Raw genomic sequence first — 21232 nt, 5'->3', positions numbered from 1 at the left:
GAGTGTTAATTTCAATATTTGTATTTACGTTAATTTGCATATACATAACATCCCACCTCAGGAATATTATGTATCTTATTGTCGAAACTGTACATACTTAAACAATCAATACTGTACATTCTTAAGTTAGCATTTATACATTATTAATTTGAAACGTATCTAACTTCCTTGATTTGCCAACTCAAGATATCCCATAATATCACCTTACTTTCGAAAAATGCTAGGTAGAGTAAAATACTAGAAGAAACAACGATAAAGAAGCCTCAACACTTGTGTAAACAGCGTTGAGGCTTTGTGTCTTTTTCTAAGTAACTTCTAATTAGGGGTGTTTCCTGTTTAAACATTACTGCCTGTCTGCCTTCCATGAATCAAACTACTATAGAATGAAGGAAAAGAAGAAGTTACATAAATCAAATTAATTAAGAGGAATTTACGATTAGGGTCAAAAGGAGTTAGGGTTGAAATATTCTCAATTGGAAAACTTAACGGTGTAGGAAATTTATAAAATGGAGCATTATGCATTTTAATAATCACAGGATTCAATGTAATAAATCCATTTGTTACTTCCGCCACTTTACCTGTAAATATCGGCTTGAAAACTTGACCTAATATGTTTAGATTATTGCTTTTAGTTACAAGAAGAACATTTTTACCTTTCATTTTTAGAAAAAGTTCATTTTCAGGTAGAATCTGATTGTTATACACTTCTTTCACACCTTTTCGTTTATTCAATAAACTATAATATTAAAAAAATGGAGGAATAATTAAACTAAAGTTTAATTATTCCTCCATTTTACATAAAAAGTTTGAATTAAAAATTCACGAGTGGTCAATATGTTATTTTTTAACAAAATCAAAAATTCAGCTTCTTAAAGGAAAAATTTAAATCCAAATAAAAAAATTATTAGTAAATGAAATCTAAAGTCCATCTTCAATTCTTTATGATAAAAAACACCTAACTGTTAATTTGGTGTTTCCAGTACGATAAAAGATTGGTGGAATTAGTTCGAAGACTAAATTTTATTATTCATTTATCATATTCAACCCAAACTCCAAACTACTATTACATATTGCTTCAACATCATTTCGATCATGTGTAACGAGAATACATGTCATGTTGGCTTTATTTAAAATTAACCCAAGTTCTTCACGAATCCATTCTTTTAAATCCGCATCTAAGTTGCTAAATGGTTCATCCATTAACAATATGCTAGGCTTAGGTGCCAGCGCTCTTGCTAGGGCAACCCTTTGCTGTTGTCCTCCACTTAATTCATGTGGATATCGATTCTCAAAATCCTCTAATTTGACAAGCTCTAACATCTCATCCACACGGTCTTTTCTTTCGTTTCGAGTAATACGAGATAAGCCAAAAAGTATATTATTCTTAACTGTCATATGAGGAAAAAGCGCATAATCTTGAAATACCATTCCCACTCCTCGGTTTTCTGGTTGAAGATAAATACGATCACTTACAACAGTTGTTCCTGCAACCTTTATAGTTCCTTTTAATGGCATTTCTAAGCCCGAAATTAAGCGAAGTAATGTACTTTTACCACTACCACTTCGTCCTAAAATACCGACAATTTCACCCTTATCAATTGATAACGAAAAATCATTTATGACTGGTTCTTCTTTTTTTGAATATGAAAAAGTAAGTCCTTCAATTTCTAAAATACTCATTACTTCACCTTCTTACCGATCCCTTGAATAATAATTACGGATAAAATACTAATTCCAATGATTAAAAGAGAGGAAATTGAAGCCTCATGAATTTGCTCATCGTTTGCATATTGATATGTCTTAGTGGCAAGTGTTTCAAAATTAAAAGGTCTTAGTAACAAAGCCAATGGTAACTCCTTGCAAATTTCAACAAACGTCAAAATAAAACCACTAATGAAAGCTCCTTTTATTAAAGGAAAATCCACTTTTATAAACGTCTTCGTTGTACCATGTCCTAGTAATTTTGAAGCTTCTGCATATTTCGTTCCAACTTTCTCGAAACCCGCTTCAATTGCATTATATCCCGTTGACATAAAACGAATAAAATACCCTACGATTAACATCAGTAAAGATAAGCTAAGGATGAGAGGTGCTTCACCTAGACCCATACTAGAGTATACAGGTGCAAGCCATTGATCAATGGAAATAAAGATAGCTAGTACACCTATGGCAATAATAGGGCCAGGAATTGAATAACCTGACGTAACAATTTTTGATAACAAAAATGAAAATTTAGAATGTGAGCGGTTAACATTAGCCACTATTACAGATAGGACAATAATTAGAAGGGTAGCGATGACAGCAACATAGAACGTTTGATAAATCAATATAAGGAATGAGGCGTCCCACACTTTATAAAACGTCAACTCCGCCCAAGCAATTAACTGTATAAACGGTATCAGGAAACCTAAAAGAAACACAACCCCACAATATAAAAAGGCAGTAATCCCAGCAAATCCTTTCAGTTTTATTGGAACAAGCGGTCTAGATTTACTATTTACATTGTAACGGCGTCGCTGTCTAATTAATCTTTCTAAGAAGAATAAGCCAACAATTGCTACCATAAGCCAAGCCGCAAGTCGCATGGCAGAATTTACATCATACATTCCAAACCAAGTCTGAAAGATTGCTGTTGAAATAGTATGAATTCCTAACAGACTCGTAACTCCATAATCACCAATGACTTCATAGATTACTAGAATTGTACCTCCCACAATCGCTGGTCTTGCTAGAGGAAGCACTACTTTGAAAAAAATAATAACTGGTTTTTGTCCTAACAATCTAGCGTTCTCTATATATAATGAACTTTGGCTTTCCAGAAAGGCTCTTGTTATCATATACACATAAGGGAATAAAAACAGTGTAAAGATAAAAACTGCTCCCTTAATTCCTGTAACTGTTAATAATTCTGGATTTATTTGGAAATCGAATTCATTCCTTAAAGTCGATTGAATGATCCCAGTATAGTCAAGCATCGTTCGATACGTATAGGCAGCGATAAAAGTTGGGATTGTTAGAGGTAGTAATAAACCCCAACGAAAAAACCTTTTAAGCGGAAAATCATAAGCTGAAACAAGCCAAGCTAAACTCACACCCAAAATGGCTGTGAAGAGTCCGGTAAGTACAACTAGTACAATAGTATTCATCACATAATTCTTCAGTAAGAACTCACGAATATGGAACCAATTTTCATTAGGCTCTTGAAAGATTGTCGTGAAAATAAAAAGGATAGGCAGTAGAATAACTACTGCCCCCACTATACTGACAACCCACCAACTGTTTAATTCTTTTTTTAGATTACGTTTAATCAAATTAAATTTCATTACTTCCAACCTGTTTTATTAAAGATTTCAATCGCTTTTTTATTATGCTCCCCTAAAGTATCAAAATTCAATTCTTGCATTTTAAATTCGCCCCAGCTCTCTAGCAATTCTGGTTTTTGAGCATTAGGATTTACAGGGAACTCATAATTATTAGCTGATAAAAATTCTTGAGCTTCAACACTCGTTATATACTCGATTAGCTTAGTTGCATTTTCTTTATTCTTACTATTCTTTGTTAAACCGATACCACTAATATTGACATGTGTACCTGTTGTTTCTTGGTTCGGGAAAAAGACTCCGATATTATCTGCAACTTTCACTTCTTCTGGATCTTCAGAATTTGCAAGTAGACCCACATAATAAGTGTTCATAATAGCAATGTCCCCAATGCCTGCAGCAATCGCTTTCGCTTGATCACGATCTCCTCCATCAGGCTGACGTGCAAAGTTATTTACGATTCCTTGAGACCATTGTTCTGCTTGTTCTTCACCGTTTAATTCAATAAAAGATGCAAGTAAAGATTGGTTATATAAACTTGTCGACGAGCGAACTAACAATCTATCTTTCCATTTTTCACTAGTTAAATCTTCATACGTTGATAATTCTTCTGGAGATACTCTTTCTTTTGAATAAGCTATAATACGTGCGCGTGTTGCCATCCCAATCCAGTTATTATCAACATCACGTAAGTTTTCAGGAACGTTTTCGTTGATTATATCTGATGAAACTGGTTGTAAAATATCATTTTGTTTCGCATTCGCTAGCACACCACCATCTACAGCAATAAATAAATCTGCTTGTGTACTTTCACCTTCACGTTTTAATCTCTCAATCAGTTCTTCTGCTTCGCCTTTTACAATATTTACTTTAATACCTGTTTCTTCTGTAAATTTTTTATAAATCTCATCATCTGCTTCGTAATGTCTTGCGGTGTATATGTTAACTTCTTGGTTTTCAGCTTTTTCAGGAGCTGATTTATCCTCATTAGTTGATGTATTTTGATTTGTAGCGCCACAACCAGCTAAACCAATTGCTAGAGCAGCACTTAATAATATAGGTTTAAATAAAATTGGTAATTTCATTTTAATTATGTACTCCTTTTCAGTAATTGATAATGATTATCATTATCTACAAGGGTAATATTACTACCAACCAAATTAAGTGTCAATATTTATTTTTCTTTAATTGTAATGTAATAAAAAACAAGAAATTAATGAAATGGATGAATAAGTATTTAATGGGGGATATCATATATATAGATAATTACCTCGCCTGGTTCTGTTATCTTGGACAAAGTAAAAATGTTACCCACATAGAAAGTGCGAAACAACTTTTACTAACCATAAATCAGATAAAATAAATGTTGAAATCCAAAGGTGTGCATAAAAAAAGAGACCTTCAATTGGTCTCTTGGGTCTATTTTCCTTTAACATTTAACCCTGCCCCCAAGCAAGGAAGTTCCTTTCTCTTAACATATCCTTAAAAGTTCTAAAAAATTTTATTTAGATTTCTTTGTAAATAAGAAAATCATGCAGATATTTATTAAAGTAAAAGCGATTAGAGCTAAAAATGGTATTGTTATAAAACCAAACCAATTAATATATTCTGCACTACATGGCACGCCACTTACACAAGGTTTAATTCCACCAAATCCGGGTACTTTTTGCTCAAGATAATGAAACAGCGAAATAATGCTACCGACAATAGACAGTGGTAGAACATATTTTTTTACGGATGTATCACTCTGAAATGTTCCAATTCCTAAAATGACAACTAACGGATACATAAAAATACGTTGGAACCAACATAAGTCACATGGTATAAAACCCCTTATTTCACTGAAATAAAGACTCCCGAGAGTAGCCACAAGTGATACGAACCAAGCAAAGTATAAAATCCATACCTTTGAATTATTTTGATCGATATTGTTACTCATTTTTACTTGCCTCTAATTCATTTTCAATCACTTCTTTAATCGCCTCATAATCGAACGGATTTTCCATTGTAATTCCGTTGATAGTGATGGTAGGTGTTTGTGATACATTGTGTTTCTTATATAATTCTTTATCAATATCAACTTGTGCCAAGGTTAGTTGTTCATCGATATCTTGTCTTAACTGTTCTTGATTGATGGTTGGAAATTCACTTGCAAGCTCAAGTAGTTTTTCTGTTGTCACCCAAACTTCATCATGACGTGCTGCTTCTGGTTGTGCATCAAATACTTTTTTGTGGAAATCCCAATAGACTTCTGGATCTTGTTTATATACAGATTCAGCTCCCAACGATGCAAGAATAGACTCTTTCCCATGGAATAAAACGTTTACATAAGAAAAATTAATGTCTCCAGATAATACATAATCCTCTACAAGTTGAGGGTAAATCATTTCCCCCCATGCTTTACATGAAGGACATTTAAAATCACCGAATTCTACGACAGTTACTGGTGCATCTTCTTCACCTAATAATGGCTGCCCCGTTAAATCCACTTCCTGTCTAACAATCTCTGTTTTATCCTGAGCATGCTTATTACTTATTACCACGATAGCAACTATTAACACGACTGCCACTAAAGTAAGGATTACTGTCAATTTCATTGTTGATTTTTTCATAAGATTAACTCCTTTCATTTCTTACATAATTGTAGCAAACACAAGTAAACATTCGAACGCTTACTTGAATGTTTGATTGACATTTGAATGACTAAATTGTGAAATCGTTCCTAAACTTTACATAGAAAAAGAGATTTCATTCTATAAGAATTAGTCTCTCTTTCTTTTCCCTATACTCCCTATTGAACTCCAATCATTATTCCTATGTACACTGATAGTGACATCAAAAGTGAAGAGAATGTAGAAACAAAAACGGATTTCTTATTGATTGCAGCAAAAATGGTTAGAACCAAAAATAGTAAACCTAAGCCAAATAATAAGTAACTTTCCATTCCGAAAGATATAGTTACATTAAATATTTCGATACCATTAGCATTTTGTATTGTATTTACGATTTCTCCACTATATAGAGCTTCAAAAAGAGGAGAAGCCCCCTCTGTATTGAGCAACAAATAGATTTGATGTGGTGGCCAAGACTGTCCCATAAATGCAGTTAGTCCAAACACAATTAATGCATAAACACTTTCCAACCTTGTCCATTTTAATGGATTAAATGATTCCTGATTAGATTTTCTTCTAAACATTACTCCATTTATAAAAGCAAATAACACTAAAGAAATAATAAATATATGCTTCAGGACCAATGCTTGTCCATAATTAACGATTAGGCTATTTTGATATTCTTGGACGATTGAAGCATTTGGATCATCATATGAATCAATATCCATTTCCATCGTAAAATAACCAGCCACGATTGTAACAAGAAGACAAATTATAGCAACAGGGGTAAACCATTTCAAAAAACTTAACCAGTTATTTTTATTTTTAGAGAACCAACTTACAACAAAAAGAATACCAATCCACACAGTTACCGCCAAGAAATGAAGTGTATGGGAAACGAATCCTTCCCATTCTGTAATAGTGGCTGCATGGCTGGATCTTCCATAGCCTAAAAGCATCAAGAAAGTTAGAAATAAAGCCCATGCCGTTAATCGTTTATTAGTTTTTAGATTTTTAGCTAGTAATACACAAATCAAAATAACGGAAATGATGGTAATAAACAACCATGCTTTTCCAATTTCAAATGTAAATACAACGCTTTTAATAAAGAACCAGAGATCCATATCACCTGCTAATAAGTATGCAGTTTGAAAAACTGGTAGGAAAGCTGTAATCGGTATTAAACCGGCAGCTAGATAAAGTATTCCTTTCGGTACATTAATAGGTGGCTTTTTATTTTCTGGTACTAAGAATAAGATTAAGGATCCTATTAGTACCGAAAAACAAATATACAAAATAAATTCAGTGAATGAGATTAAGAGCATCTGAGTTCTACCTTTCTATGACTTTTTACAGTTACTAAACAACATCCAAGCTAAGATCCCTAAGCCTGCGATTATTAGGCATATGATGAGGATTATACCTAAAGAAGACTGTGCATTTTCTTTGCTAGATGATTGGTTTGGATTTTCTTCGTCTTTATTATTTACGTCATCTTCTTTCCCTGCATCCGTTGGTGAGGTTTCTTTTTCTGAAGTACTATTGGTTTGTTCTTCTTCAGATTTAGTAGTTTGATTCTCATCCTCTGTGATTTCGGGTTCAGTGATTGTAAAAGAATACCCATTTTCAATAAGATGGCCGTCTGCCCCAATCACCTTCCAATTTACTTGATATGAACCAGACTCAAGTGAGTCCTCAAATATTGCTACAAGTACATTATCATTTATCTCATAGAATAAAGGTTTCAATTCATCTCCTATTTCATTTACTAGGGTAAGAGTGCTACCATTTTCAATTTTAGTATTAAATAATAGTTCTATTCTGTTTATGGGATCATTCAATTGTTCACCATCTGCTGGTGTTGAATCTTCTAAGACAGAATGTGCGCTAGCGGTACTAAAAGGAGTAATACTAAATAACAAAATTGCGAATAACGATATTAATAAAGACCTTAATATTTTTAACATAAAATTCTCCTTCATTTATGCATCAATAATTGACCCATTCATGCAATTTCAGTTCATTTTCTATTATTCTAAATATCGTTTAACTTGTAAGATGCTTAACAATATATTCTGCATCATATCCTACACCTTGAAGGATGGCCGATCCACGACGGTATTGCCACGGTAGACCAATAAAGTATAGCCCTTTAACATTTGAAATGCCTCGATTATGAATTATTTTACCCCTATTATTAAATCCTTCTTTTATCTCTAGCCAGGGATATATTAAATCATAACCTGTAGCCCATATAATGTTATCAACCTTAAGAGTAGTTGAATCGTTAAAGGTTATTTCGTTTTGTATACCATTCGAGACTCTAGGTTTTATAAATACTTCTTTTCTCTTAATGGCATCTTTCAATTCAAATCCAAAAATCGGATCTCCCTTTTTTTGAATTACTTTTCCTAAAAAGGAATTCGTGCTCGCTTTTAATATTCCGAGTTGATCTAACCACCAATACATGCTTTTATTGAATAACACTAAAGGTAAAAAGGAAAACTTTTTACTAATCGCAATATAGGTTTCCTTCTCTTTCGATAATTCTACTGCGATTTGTGCTCCACTATTTCCCCCACCTACTACAAGAACGTTTCCTTCTTTTAACTGGCTCGGGTTTTTATATTGAGATGAATGAAGCTGTTTAATGTCCCCGGATAATCCCTTTGAAAATGCCGGTATTCTTGGAGTTTGAAATGCCCCAGTTGCTATAATGAGATTTTTTGATTGAAATACACCTTGATTCGTTTCTATGTAAAATATGTCTTGCTTGTGTTGTACCTTGATTACTTCGGTTTGTAACTGAATAGGTAAATTAAATTCATTGTCATATCGCTTTAAATAACTAGCTATTTCATCCTTTGCCGGAAAACCGTGAGCCTCACCTTCAAGTGGTAGTCCTGGTAAAGCATCGTACATTCTTGGAGTGAATAACACTAAAGAGTCATATCTATTGATCCAGCTTTCTCCTACTTCATACCCCTTATCTAACATTAAAAAGTTCTGATTTTGTTGTTTTAAAAAGTAACCGACAGCGAGACCCGCTTGGCCAGCCCCTATAACAATTGTTTCATACAATCCATACACCTCCTTTTCGAATACAACACCTGTTAAATCGAAATTTGACACACATATTAGAAAAAGCTAATATGATAATAACATAACGTATTCGTTTTTACTAATATGTTGGAGGGATTTTATGCAAACAATGGATGTTGATATGAAAGTGAAGTTAATTCATGGGTTTTCTAACAAAACAAGAATTCAAATTCTTGAATGTATCAAAGATAAGGAAAAAACGGTGTCTCAGATTATAGAAGAAATTAAAGGGAATCAGTCAAACATTTCACAACATCTTGCTTGTTTAAAAGGCTGTGGAATCATTGTGGGTCGAAATGAAGGAAAATACATCTACTATAGCTTACGAAATCAACATATTAGAGATTTATTAACCATGTTTGATGTTGTTCTTGAAGATGTAGAAAATGACGTAGCATGTTGTGAAAATCATATAGTTTAGGGGGAGATTATATTGGCTAAGGAATGTTGTAGCTCTAAAAACATATCAAATACAGTAGAAACTAGCTGTTGCAGTTCTACTGTTAAAACAAATACAAATCAAGCAAAATCAAATTGTTGCTCAAGTGACACTGGCAATACATCAAAACCAATTGTGACCCAAGAACAAACAAGTTGTTGTAACAGTAAGAGTTCAATAGAAACAGAAGATGACGAAGAAGCCAGTTGTTGTAGCCAGTCACCGGCTGAACCAGATAATGAAAACTCTAGTAGTTGTAGTCATACATCGAAAGAGGTGAGTTGTTGTTTAAGTGAACCTGAACTAAAGATAACTCAGTCCGTTTCGACCTCTTCACTTCCTGTAGAAAAAATGTCCTACCGAGTCCAAGGCATGGATTGCAGTGCATGTGCATTAACCATTGAAAAAGGGTTAAGCAAACTAAAAGATATAGTGGAAGTGAAGGCGAATTTTAGTACAGGAAAAATGCAGGTTTCAGCAACCAGTGCCGAAGCATTACTTCCAATTGAAACGGAAATAAAAAAGCTTGGCTATTCCGCAGAACCATTAAATCAAAAAGGTACTATAAAGACATTTAATATCGTCGGAATGGACTGCAGTAGTTGTGCAAAAAGCATCGAAAATCACTTAAATTCCCTTCCAGCGGTTAAAAGTGTTAACGTCAACTTCTCTACAGGAAAAATGAAAGTGGAACATTCAAATAGCGTTCAAGAAATTATTTCAGAAGTTTCAAAGATTGGTTATCAAGCTTCATTAGTTGGAAAGAGCCAGCCGCAACCATCGGAACAAAAAGGCAAAAAAATTAATGACAATACTTTTGTAATTTTGTCTGGTGTATTATTGGCTTTTGGTTTTATTGGATCATTTACTGGACTACCTCCATTAATGTCAACCATTCTATACGCCATCGCAATGGTAATTAGTGGGGCTAAGCCTGTTAGAAGTGCTTTCTATGCAATTAAAAGTCGTTCGTTGGACATGAACGTACTCATGTCTGCAGCAGCAATTGGCGCTACTATTATCGGGGAATGGTTTGAAGGGGCAACTGTTGTCTGGTTATTTGCAATAGGCAACTACCTTCAAAATCGATCAATTGAACGTACTCGTAACTCAATTCGTAATTTGATGGACCTTGCTCCTGCTGAAGCTTGGGTTAAAGTTGGAACTGAAATTTCAAAAGTATCAGTTGAAGAAATTAGCGTTGGTGACATTATTGTAGTGAAACCTGGCGAAAAAATCCCACTTGATGGTGAAGTCGTTCTTGGAGAATCTAGTATTAACCAAGCACCAATTACAGGTGAATCCATTCCTGTCGATAAAACCATTGGCGATTCTGTATATGCAGGAACAATTAACGAACATGGTTCCCTTGATATTAAGGTAACGAAGTTAGTTGAAGATACAACGATCTCAAAAATAATTCAATTAGTCGAAGATGCTCAAGAGAAAAAGGCACCAACTGAAGCCTTTGTCGATAAATTTGCAAGTATCTATACACCGATTGTATTCATTGTGGCATTAGTCATGATTGTAGTACCACCCCTATTTAATTTTGGTACTTGGGATGAGTGGCTCTATAAAGGGTTGGAACTACTCGTCGTTGCTTGTCCTTGCGCTTTAGTAATTTCTACTCCAGTTGCCATCGTTTCAGCAATTGGGAATGCTGCCAAAAATGGTGTCTTAATTAAAGGTGGAACATTCCTAGAAAAAGCAGGTGCAATTACTGCCATCGCATTCGATAAAACTGGTACGTTAACTGAAGGAAAACCGAAAGTAACAGAAATTAAAACTTTCAACAAATCAGAAGAAGATTTACTTTCAATTGCACTTACTCTAGAAGAGTATTCAACACATCCTATAGCTCAAGCAATCGTGAATTATGCGAATGAAAAAGGAATCAGACCAAAAAATGGTGATTCATTTAAGAGTATCGTAGGAAAAGGCGTTCAAGCGACGATTCAAGAAGAGATTTATTACGCTGGAAATCTAAAATTATTCGAGGATCTCCAAGTTTCATTTGAAAATGTGATTGAACATGTTCAAGGAATACAAAGTAAAGGTAAGTCTGTTGTGATCATTGGGTCGCAGCAAGGGATTATTGGAATCATTGCAGTTTCTGATACAATCCGTGAAACATCAGCATCCGCCTTAAACTCATTAAAACAAAGTGGCGTTAAGCAAACGGTCATGTTGACTGGAGATAATGAAGGAACAGCAAAATTAATCGCATCACAAGCAAATGTTAATCGTTATTTTGCAGAATTATTACCAGAGGATAAAGTAGATGCGGTTAAGCAATTACAAACTGAAGGTCATAAAGTAGCAATGGTTGGAGACGGGATTAATGATGCTCCTGCACTCGCAACTGCTGATTTAGGTATTGCCATGGGTGGTGCTGGAACTGATACTGCAATGGAGACAGCAGATATCGTGTTAATGGCTGATAATCTTGAAAAACTACCACATACAATGAAGTTAAGTAGAAAAGCATTAAGAATCATTAAACAAAATATATGGTTTTCGATTATTATTAAAGTCGCTGCCCTGGTCTTAATTTTCCCTGGATTCCTTACACTTTGGATGGCCGTATTAAGTGATACAGGCGCTGCTTTAATTGTTATTTTAAATTCAATTAGATTGTTAAAATTTAAAGGATAAAACGTGATGAGATGTTTCTGAATAAGAGACATCTCTTTTTACATAAAAGTTTACTTGTTGAACGATTCTACCCCTTTAGTGAAAATGCGTTCCTGCTTATTTCAGAAACGCCTTCTTTTGTTGAGTTAGAGAAGTTAATTTTTATAAAATACCTTTCAACACAACTAACTTACTCTTAATAAAAGGGTCGATTTCTTCAGGTAATTGTTCTAATTTAAAATACTCAGCCTCAATATTTTCATTAGGCCTTAATTCTCCTTCAAAGTCAGTACATAAATATCCTATTGCAACTGTATGATATTCATCTTCACCTTCCTCTGGATTTGTAAATAACTCTTTACCTGAATAAACACCAAATAATTTTAAATCATTTATTTTTATCCCAATACCATCTTTTACATTTCTTTTAATACAATCTTCTACTGACTCATTTAATTGCAATATTCCGCCAGGGATCCCCCAAGTTGCGCCAGAATATCTACTTAGTAATATTTCTCCCCTATTATTAATAATAGCAACACTTGGCCGTACTATTATCAGTGGTGCATTTCCAATCATTTCTCTAATGTTTTCGCAATAATCCATAAAGCCCTCCTATAATAATTGTCTAATAAACTTAGTAACATTTCCTAAACAACAGCTACCTTGCGGATTATTTACCTCACACCCACATCGATTTTCCTTTATGTTTTCTTGTATGTGTTCAATTGGATTAGGAGAAAGTTCTTGTATTACATACTTCTCAATTTTTTCTTTTGTCCAGTCAAAGCAATAGCATATAGGAGTTGTTACATCATCATCTTTTTGATGTACTACTACCTTTATATCAGAAGTAAGATAATTCTTATTTTCAGCATCAAAATAAACTACATCACACTCTTGATATGAACAGAAATAGTGATTTACATTGGCATTTAAAGTTTCTAATGCAGACGGTACAAGCATTGATCTTAGTGTAATTAGCTTTAGACTTTTTCCTTTATTTTTACAGGAAGGACAAACACCATCATTTTCAATTCTTACTTCTTTATGGTTGCTACTACAACAATCCATATTTCCCCCACCTTTACCGATTATTTATCATTAAAGTTTCTATAATAGGACATTCATATAAAGACTTTTCATCAGGGCAACAATCCTGTAGGTTTATAAGCATATGTTCTATTCTTTTTAAATCCAGAACTTTTTTTCGTACTTCATCTATTTTTTTGTAACAAAATCATACATATGTTTAAGAGGCTTTTACACCGAAAATTGAAGCAATCGTTAAAGAGGAGCTTGCACTTATTTTTAGAGATTTTTTAAGGGAAAAGCACCCAGATTGACCATTTGAAAAAGTGGATTTACAAAGCATAATGCTGAGCAGTTCGTTGTATGGAATGTCCACTAAATATGTGAAATCAGGTGAAACACCAACAGAAGAAATGATTCATCTATTATTTGAAAAGTTAATGGATTAAAAAAAACGACCTCTGCGGATTGCAAAGGTGTTTATTATGCTAATGATTGTTGTAATACTCCTTTTACTGTAGCCGGTTTGCAAAACTCAAAATGTCTAGCTGATAAATTTAGCGTCTTTATATTTTATTACGTTACTTCCTGCCGGTGGATCAACTATTTAAACAAAAAATCAAGAGGTACTTTGAACATAAACATTTACTCTATATCAAAAAAGAACGAACTCCTCTAATAGAAATTCGTTCGTAAATCATTATGCTAACTCCAGCCACGCGACCGCTTCACAATGTGGTGAGTGTTGGGCGTAGACAATTTAAAATAAATGATGTAGTAGAATCACCTAATTATTTTGTATATGATTTAATATATACATAATTTTAAATATCATTAAATTCTTTTATTTTAGAAGCAGATTTCAAGTTCTTTCTCGCATCAATTACTTTCACTTGGATTTGTTTGTTGTACAATTTATTAATCTCTTTAGCTAACTCTATCAACTCTGTTTCTCTCTCTAAGCTTTGAGTATCTAAAGCAAATAAAACAAAGATTCCATATTTACATTCTTGTGCTAGAAGATATGTAATTAATTGATACTTAATACCATTTTGAAAACTATTATGACTACTTAATTTAAACTCGACAAATACCCTGAGTCTATACCCCTTTGTTATACAAAAATCTACAGTCCCTCTACCCGTTTCTCCCTCTGGTATTACTGTCACATCTAGATTTTTAAAATGCTCCTCCGCTATTGGCAAAAATAATGTTTGTAATTCTTTTTCTTGTCCTACCTCAATAAAAGTATTCCATTTTTTATATCTAATTAACTGTTGAAATTTATTTAAGAGTTGTAGAGTTGCATCTATCAAATCTTCTATCGTTAAGGTTTCCCTTTGTTGTTTAGGCTTTTGTTTTACGCTAACATAAATTTCTAGAATATCTGGAGGCATTATCTCTTTATATTGTTCTAAATCAACATTAAAAAAGTCCGTTACAATTTTAGGGTTTTTCTGATACAGTTCTACTAGTCTTCCAATATCTAAAAAATCAATATCTTCAAATATGATATCTATTAAAGTAGGTATTGTTAATGTCTCTGTTTCAAAAGTATGTTCTGTTCCCTCCCATACAAAATCCAATATATGATAAAGGACATATTCTTCAATCCCTTTTAGATAATGATAGAAATTATCTTCAATTTTATATTTTATTGTATTTAATATTTCTCTACAGGTGTCGTTATCTAGTCTTATATGATGAGGAAATACCGGCGCATATACTTCTTCAAATGGTAAATTTGAAGCTGTGAGTTCGAAAAATTCTATAACTTCAATTAAGAATTCTTTTATCTCACCTACTGTATATCTATCTGTATCAATTTCGATTTTAAGCAACCTATCTCCCCCCCCACACAAAAATTTCTTTCAAACTAACGGTCATTATCTCTTAATGATTTCTTCCTTATATTCGCAAACTCCTTTTACCATAACATTTTTAATAGTACTAATTATTCCAACGCTATATTTCGCCCTTGTTATAGCAACATAAAATTTAGCTAAAGTAGTTTCTTCTAAATCTAACTCCCCAGTTCTCAAATACTTCTCCATCTTAACCGTAGGTTTTATAAGCACCCTTTCAAATGTTAAACCTTTTGAATCTCCAAAATTAATTGCTCTTGGCAAGACAGTTTTGGCATCGTATCTTAAACATTGAGGATTATATTTTTGAATATATTCCTCCACATCATTTGGATGAACAATAAATACGCCATCGTGTCCATTACGTTCTTCATTTGTTGATACCGTATTAACCAATCTCTCGAATAAGCTGTCAGCAAAATCACATATCATCTGATTGCACCTATGGCTAATATTTAAACTTTGATCTATCTCACAAATATCTGTTCTTTCCATAAAGTAATCAATAATCTTTATACCTTTGTATTTCTTGTTCTTACTAGTGTTATTCGTTGCATAAGTTGCTTGTCTAATATCACCTACAAATAATACATTTATAGTAGAATGCATTAAAAAATTAAATATTTCTAAATCATAGCCGGCCATATCTTGTACTTCATCTATATAAATAAAGTCATATAATTCGCTAATACGAGTAATACTCTTATACTCACTTTTTTGAGCAATTAGCTCTGCCAATTCAGAAAGTCTATCCTTGTTAACTTCATTTTTTGCATTTAAAAAATAAGCCTTAATATTAGTTTTCGTTGCAAATCTATTAATAGGGCCTGTAGGGAAATATACACCTTCTATACGTTTTTCATAAATGAAATTTTGATATGGTCTTATTAAGTCAGATAATAAAAATGTATACCAACTTTTCACCATAATATGATTTGGTATAAACCCATTTAACTCTATAATTTTTTTCTCAATCTCTTCACGATTCTTATTAGTATATGTAACAATTAAAGTCTTTTGGGGAGCATTTTTAAGGGCTTCTCTCACTATATACGTTGTTTTTCCGGAACCAGCTGCTGCGACAATAACTTTATTCTTCAATTGCATTTAATATATACCTTGGCATTTGAATAGTTTTATTAGATTCAAATATCTTTAATGCACACTTTGTTTTATTGTTTAGCATATACGCAATCAAACGATCATCTGTGTATTCAGGATGACCTAAAATTTCTTTAAGGATCGATAGATTGGGTTTGTTGACATCAACAATATTTGGTTCAAGTGTTTTTAGATTTTCATCCATACCATAGTGAATTTTCACTAAATCATTCGATGAATATTCTTCGTACTTCTTATGAATATTCTGATCAATGTCACCATCGTTATCAGTAATTATTGTAATTTCTTTTTGAAGGTTAACGGATATCTCAATAAACCTTTTAAATGACAAACCATCTACACAAAATATATCCACACCATTTTCTAAAGGTAATTTGCCATATAAATCTTTATACACTCGTTGTACAATTAAATCTTCAGATGGTCCCTCTACTAAAATAACTTTACGACTTAATACGAGACGCAGCGTATCATAACCTGGCAGCCTCATAAAGAACTCTCTTGTTTCATCTTCAAGATCATTGAACTTTGTAATCTCCTTCTCATTAGAGAGTAAAATCATCTTTCCAATATCCAATTTATTTAAAATAAAACTACTATGCGTTGTAATTATTAATTGTTTATTTTCGTTCTTAGTTTTAATTACATTTAATAATTTATTTAAATTTGAAAGTGATAAATGATTTTCGGGTTCTTCAATTAAGACTACGGCTTCTAAATCAGTATTGGATTCTAATGCTAATTTCATTTTAATAGCATTCTGCTCCCCTTTCCCTATGTAATCAAAAGGAACCTCATCTAAATATGCAGTAATAATTTTATCCCAGTTAGTTTTGCTCGAGATATCGACTGAGACATTTAAATTTTTATCCGTAATATCTCCTTTTTTTTCATTTAAGCTTTCATTTATTGTTGCGATGGATTGATTTTCTGAAAACGTTTCTTTTAGCTTTCTATAATGAACGGCTAGTTCTGTGCGTTGTGAAGGTTCTAAGGAGTCATTTAAAATCTTGTGCAGATATATATCTGTACCATTATGATATTTTGAAGTGGATGTATCAATTAGTGTTGATCTGGCAGGTATACTTCTTGAAGTTAGGCTATTCCCAGCAAAAGATCGCCAAACTACTTTGTAATATTCAATTGGTAACGTTTTAATTGTACTTACATCTTGAATATAAGTTTCGTACTCAGTTTGATATGTTGAATCAAATTCAATACTTAAAGATACCCCTGGAGTATCAATTCTTAATAAGTTATTTGTCCCTTTTAATTCACTGTATATGTTGTCTGGGTTATCAAAATATAATTCAACGATGATTTTAGGTAGTTCAGCTTGTGTGTTTGTTATTAATTGCTGTAAATACGTTCTTACACTATTAATGTTAAACAAATATGGACTTAATTCGTTCTGGAGCAACCTATTATTTAATTGACCCGTCAAAGCTAAATTTATAGCTTCTAATAGAGTGGATTTTCCTGCCTCATTATCCCCAATGATGATATTTAAGTCCGGATTTAAATTTAATTCAAAGTCTTCATAAGATTTATAGTTCTTTATTTTCAATTTATTAATCATATAAACACCTCACTTATATATTATATTCAGAATATATTATACCATTATTTGTAATTAGTTGAGTGAGTGGCTATGTAAGTTTACTAGCTATATTTATTTTCACATATGATGCTGCACCTCTATAACTAATTTCTTTTGACTTTCCTTCATAGCAATTAGCTAATAAAAAGACATATCATGATTGTAATGTTTATAAAACTAAAAAAAAGTACGAAATGATTTCGTACTAAATTATAAATGTGTATACGATTAGTTAAGAGAGTTACATTGCAAAGGTATTTGACTAAGTGTGAATGAGAAACGTATATTAATAATAAATTCCCGTATCAATTTTATTTACAAGCATCTGTTTTAAGTAGTAATAACTTTTTATACATAGTTTTTAGAGAAAATGGTGGGTAATGGAACCGTGGAAAAGAAATTAATTAGATATCGAATTCAATGTAAACATTGCAAAGAGATTATCGAATCCAAAACGGAACATGACTTTCAACTATGTGGATGCGGAGCTGTTGGGGTTGATGGAGGGTTGAACTATCCTAAGCGAATTTACCGCTCACATCCACTAGAAGAGCATTATGTGGATTTGTAAGAATATGAATGAAGAAAAAGAGCCTGTTTATCTTTTTAAAAGGCTGTTTTCTCGTTGCTATGGAGAGCACGATTGTTGAAGAAGTATCAAATACCTTTTGTCGTAATAAAAAAAACACCATAGGCCGCACATGCTAGCCAATAGTGTCTTAAATGATATTCGGATAACTGCACATGCAGTTATCCGAATATCACTATTATTATATTAAAAAAATTGATTAACTTCTATATCTAGGGTGCCTCCACATCGCATCCGATTGTTGAACATCGTTATTCAACTAAAGCCTTCGATAGTTTAAGTACAATTCTTCACAAACTCTGCATTTTGGAAAAGTATTGATTTTTTTATAAACCAGAAAACCTTGCTAAATCATTCCTATTTCCAATGGTTACCAGTATATCTTCCTTTTGAAGTAGTTCATCAGGAGATGGTGATACAATAATATCATCATTTCTTAATACAGCAATCACACTGACATTATATTTAGCACGGACATCCAGTTCCCTAAGATTTTTGCCAACCATTTTAGAAGGAACTATGATCTCCTCAATATTGTACTTTTTTGATAGTTCTATATAGTTCAGCATATTTGGTGAAAGAAGTTGATTCGCTACTCGTTCTCCCATATCTCTTTCAGGGTAAATTATCCAATGAACACCTATTGCATCTAACACCTGCCCGTGTCGTTTACTCATTGCCTTCGCTATAATTTTTCGAATGCCCAAATTTTTTAAAAGCATAACCGTTAATATACTTGATTGAATATCGTCTCCAATCGCCACAATTACACAATCAAAGTTTCTTATCCCCAGCGAAGTAAGTGCCTTTTCTTCAGTAGAATCGGCAACCACTGCATGGGTTACGTAACGATCCGCATCTTCTACGCTTTCTTCATTTATATCAATTCCTAATACTTCTTGCCCTGCTTCATGTAATCTTCGAGCAATACTAGTTCCAAATCTTCCTAAACCAATCACAGCATATTGTTTTATTGCCATTTTATATCCCTTCCCTTTATAAGTTAACCAATCATTATATTTCCTTTTGGATGACGGAAAGCTTCTTTTTTACGCCGTTTAGAAATAGCAAATCCAAGTGTTAATGGCCCTAATCTACCTACGAACATTGTCAATATTATAAGAATCCGCCCAATTGGAGAAAGCTCTGGTGTTAATCCCATTGAAAGTCCGACAGTACCAAATGCCGAAGTTGCTTCAAACAGGTACATTATAAAATCATGTCCTTGTTCAGTAATACTTAAGAAAAAGGTGACAATTATAACAATCATAATGCCACTCATCGCAACAGTAAGTGCCTTTAGAATACTCTCTATGACAATACGTCGTTTAAATAAAACCACATCTTGTTTTCCTTTAAGTTGGGAACTAGCAGTTGCCATTAGAACAGCAAAAGTAGTTACCTTAATACCACCAGCAGTTGATCCTGAACCTCCCCCAATAAACATTAGGAAAATCGTTAGGAATAATGTTGCATGAGTCAAATCTCCCATTGGTAATGTATTAGCTCCAGCCGTTCTTGGTGTTACACTATGGAACAAGGCACCAAGAGCTTTTCCTGTAGAAGAAAGCGGCCCTAACGTTTTATCATTTCCATACTCAAAAAGGAAAATTATCATCGCTGCTCCAACGATTAGAGTTAGTGTTGTACTCAATACTACTTTTGTATGGAGTGAAATTCTACGTGTTTCACGATATTCATATAGTTCTTGTATGACAACAAAACCTAAGCCCCCCAAAATAATTAGAGAGCAAATAGTTATTACTACGAACGGATCATCAACGTATTCAGTAAGACTTCTAAATTCCCCCATCAAATCAAAGCCTGCATTATTAAAATTTGATATTGCATGGAAGAAACCAAAATAAATTGCTTGACTAGTCGGCATATCAAATGAAAATCGAATAGATAAAATAATCCCTCCGATACTCTCAGCTATTACAGTAAAAATTAATATTCTTTTTACTAATTTAACGATATCAGCAGTCGAAGTAGCATTAAAAGCTTCTTTTAATACAATCCTTTCTTTTAAAGAGATTTTTTTACCTAATAAAGTAAATAAAAAGGTTGCAAATGTCATAAATCCTAACCCACCGATTTGAATAAGTGATAAGATCACTATTTCACCAAACATCGAAAATGTATCACCCGTATCTACAACTACTAGACCTGTAACGCATGTTGCAGAAGTAGCGGTAAATAATGCATCTAAGAATGGAAGTCCTTTACCATCCTCTGTTGCTATAGGAAGAGTCAATAAAAAAGCCCCTATTAGGATTAAAATGGCGAAGCCCATAACAAGAATTTTTGATGGATTAAGGCCCTCTTTAAAATTTTTCATAACTCTCTCCTTAGAATTAAGTTAAAAGTATATATTTAGCCAAACACATTATCGAATGATTAAACTAAATATGTTTTTCCCTCGATTATTCTTCTTATTCTAGAATGGTTTGTTGATCTTGTTTTTTAAAAAGTAAAAAGACCGATTTAAACAAGCATTCATTTTGCTGGTTAACAACAAAAACAATACTTGAATAAGGCGGTCTTTATTATGACCTCCCTCGCTTTAGCCGACGAAGTTAGCTGACGGGTTAGGATGGCGAAAGAGTCTATATCATCCCTTCTGCTAATACAGAATACACCCCAAAAGATTGGGTCCTCCGTTCTCAATGGTTGAGATTTGGTTTTATTAGGTTTCTTAATTACGGGCTTATTGTACTCCTGTATATAACACTTGTAAACTGTTAAAATTAAATTTATTTAAAAGTTTTTATAACCTGAATTATTCATAAAAAATCTTTGATAACCAAATAATGCTTATCTATCAAGGTATTGAGCTAAATGGTCCATGCATCAAATAAATGAAAAAAGAATCCATTTCTGATATGGTTAAAGCAACGATGAAATAACCACA

General features: G+C 33.0%; 19 protein-coding genes and 1 riboswitch. Of the genes, 3 read left to right on the top strand and 16 right to left on the bottom strand.

Translation table 11 applies throughout. The annotated features are described in order from the left end of the window. Positions 1–336 precede the first annotated feature (336 nt). The 9 genes from ACOQFO_RS13695 to ACOQFO_RS13655 all read right to left on the bottom strand — a co-directional run bounded on the left by ACOQFO_RS13695 (position 337) and on the right by ACOQFO_RS13655 (position 9013). Positions 337–705: a hypothetical protein gene (locus tag ACOQFO_RS13695; protein WP_421690224.1), complete on the bottom strand. Its 369-nt coding sequence runs from the start codon at positions 703–705 to the stop codon at positions 337–339. 318 nt (positions 706–1023) lie between these two features. Continuing rightward, the gene (locus ACOQFO_RS13690; RefSeq protein ID WP_421690223.1) at positions 1024–1680 is read right to left on the bottom strand and encodes an ABC transporter ATP-binding protein; all 657 of its coding nucleotides are present in this window, start codon (positions 1678–1680) and stop codon (positions 1024–1026) included. Next, complete coding sequence (locus ACOQFO_RS13685) at positions 1680–3323, bottom strand: ABC transporter permease (RefSeq protein ID WP_421690222.1); 1644 nt, start codon at positions 3321–3323, stop codon at positions 1680–1682. Before ACOQFO_RS13685 ends, ACOQFO_RS13690 begins: the two co-directional genes overlap by 1 nt. Next, positions 3323–4405, bottom strand: a complete 1083-nt coding sequence (locus ACOQFO_RS13680; RefSeq protein WP_421690221.1) for a Fe(3+) ABC transporter substrate-binding protein — start codon at positions 4403–4405, stop codon at positions 3323–3325. Before ACOQFO_RS13680 ends, ACOQFO_RS13685 begins: the two co-directional genes overlap by 1 nt. A 416-nt stretch (positions 4406–4821) precedes the next feature. Beyond that, the gene (locus tag ACOQFO_RS13675) at positions 4822–5259 is read right to left on the bottom strand and encodes a disulfide oxidoreductase (protein ID WP_421690220.1); all 438 of its coding nucleotides are present in this window, start codon (positions 5257–5259) and stop codon (positions 4822–4824) included. Next, positions 5252–5932, bottom strand: a complete 681-nt coding sequence (locus ACOQFO_RS13670) for a thioredoxin domain-containing protein (RefSeq protein WP_421690219.1) — start codon at positions 5930–5932, stop codon at positions 5252–5254. The genes ACOQFO_RS13675 and ACOQFO_RS13670 overlap by 8 nt, the downstream gene beginning before the upstream one ends. Before the next feature lie 179 nt (positions 5933–6111). After that, positions 6112–7257, bottom strand: coding sequence for a copper resistance D family protein (locus ACOQFO_RS13665; RefSeq protein ID WP_421690218.1), 1146 nt, complete (start codon positions 7255–7257; stop codon positions 6112–6114). A gap of 15 nt (positions 7258–7272) precedes the next feature. Then, positions 7273–7899 carry a copper resistance CopC family protein gene (locus ACOQFO_RS13660; protein ID WP_421690217.1) on the bottom strand — a complete coding sequence of 209 codons (627 nt, stop codon included), beginning with the start codon at positions 7897–7899 and terminating at the stop codon, positions 7273–7275. 79 nt (positions 7900–7978) lie between these two features. Further along, entirely contained in the window at positions 7979–9013 is a 1035-nt protein-coding gene (locus tag ACOQFO_RS13655) for a flavin-containing monooxygenase (RefSeq protein WP_421690216.1), read from the bottom strand. A 121-nt stretch (positions 9014–9134) separates the two neighbouring features. Between ACOQFO_RS13655 and ACOQFO_RS13650 the strand changes: the two genes are divergently transcribed. Together ACOQFO_RS13650 and ACOQFO_RS13645 are read left to right on the top strand one after the other, a co-directional pair. Beyond that, complete coding sequence (locus ACOQFO_RS13650) at positions 9135–9455, top strand: ArsR/SmtB family transcription factor (RefSeq protein ID WP_421690215.1); 321 nt, start codon at positions 9135–9137, stop codon at positions 9453–9455. Between the two features lie 294 nt (positions 9456–9749). After that, a complete protein-coding gene (locus ACOQFO_RS13645) occupies positions 9750–12131 on the top strand; it encodes a heavy metal translocating P-type ATPase (protein ID WP_421690225.1) in 2382 nt (793 codons plus the stop codon). 141 nt (positions 12132–12272) lie between these two features. On the opposite strand, the gene ACOQFO_RS13640 is transcribed toward ACOQFO_RS13645, so the two are convergent. The 5 genes from ACOQFO_RS13640 to ACOQFO_RS13620 all read right to left on the bottom strand — a co-directional run bounded on the left by ACOQFO_RS13640 (position 12273) and on the right by ACOQFO_RS13620 (position 17708). After that, positions 12273–12716, bottom strand: a complete 444-nt coding sequence (locus ACOQFO_RS13640) for an NUDIX domain-containing protein (protein ID WP_421690214.1) — start codon at positions 12714–12716, stop codon at positions 12273–12275. Between the two features lie 9 nt (positions 12717–12725). Beyond that, positions 12726–13184, bottom strand: coding sequence for a putative iron-sulfur cluster-binding metallochaperone (locus ACOQFO_RS13635; RefSeq protein ID WP_421690213.1), 459 nt, complete (start codon positions 13182–13184; stop codon positions 12726–12728). A 782-nt stretch (positions 13185–13966) separates the two neighbouring features. Next, positions 13967–14983, bottom strand: a complete 1017-nt coding sequence (locus ACOQFO_RS13630; protein ID WP_421690212.1) for a hypothetical protein — start codon at positions 14981–14983, stop codon at positions 13967–13969. 45 nt (positions 14984–15028) lie between these two features. Beyond that, positions 15029–16114: a UvrD-helicase domain-containing protein gene (locus ACOQFO_RS13625; RefSeq protein WP_421690211.1), complete on the bottom strand. Its 1086-nt coding sequence runs from the start codon at positions 16112–16114 to the stop codon at positions 15029–15031. After that, entirely contained in the window at positions 16098–17708 is a 1611-nt protein-coding gene (locus tag ACOQFO_RS13620) for an ATP-dependent nuclease (RefSeq protein ID WP_421690210.1), read from the bottom strand. Before ACOQFO_RS13620 ends, ACOQFO_RS13625 begins: the two co-directional genes overlap by 17 nt. Positions 17709–18099: 391 nt before the next feature. Between ACOQFO_RS13620 and ACOQFO_RS13615 the strand changes: the two genes are divergently transcribed. Beyond that, a complete protein-coding gene (locus tag ACOQFO_RS13615; RefSeq protein WP_421690209.1) occupies positions 18100–18300 on the top strand; it encodes a DUF7695 domain-containing protein in 201 nt (66 codons plus the stop codon). A gap of 344 nt (positions 18301–18644) precedes the next feature. Here the strand turns inward: ACOQFO_RS13615 and ACOQFO_RS13610 are convergent, their stop codons facing one another. Beyond that, positions 18645–19298, bottom strand: a complete 654-nt coding sequence (locus ACOQFO_RS13610; protein WP_421690208.1) for a potassium channel family protein — start codon at positions 19296–19298, stop codon at positions 18645–18647. A gap of 23 nt (positions 19299–19321) precedes the next feature. After that, positions 19322–20659 carry a TrkH family potassium uptake protein gene (locus ACOQFO_RS13605; RefSeq protein ID WP_421690207.1) on the bottom strand — a complete coding sequence of 446 codons (1338 nt, stop codon included), beginning with the start codon at positions 20657–20659 and terminating at the stop codon, positions 19322–19324. Positions 20660–20871: 212 nt separating this feature from the next. Then, positions 20872–21014: riboswitch (cyclic di-AMP (ydaO/yuaA leader) on the bottom strand. Positions 21015–21232 lie beyond the last annotated feature (218 nt).

Source organism: Ureibacillus sp. MALMAid1270 (assembly GCF_049202975.1).
GTDB lineage: Bacteria > Bacillota > Bacilli > Bacillales_A > Planococcaceae > Ureibacillus.
The sequence above is the reverse complement of the archived record's forward strand: the minus strand, read 5'-3'. Positions and strand labels throughout refer to the sequence as shown.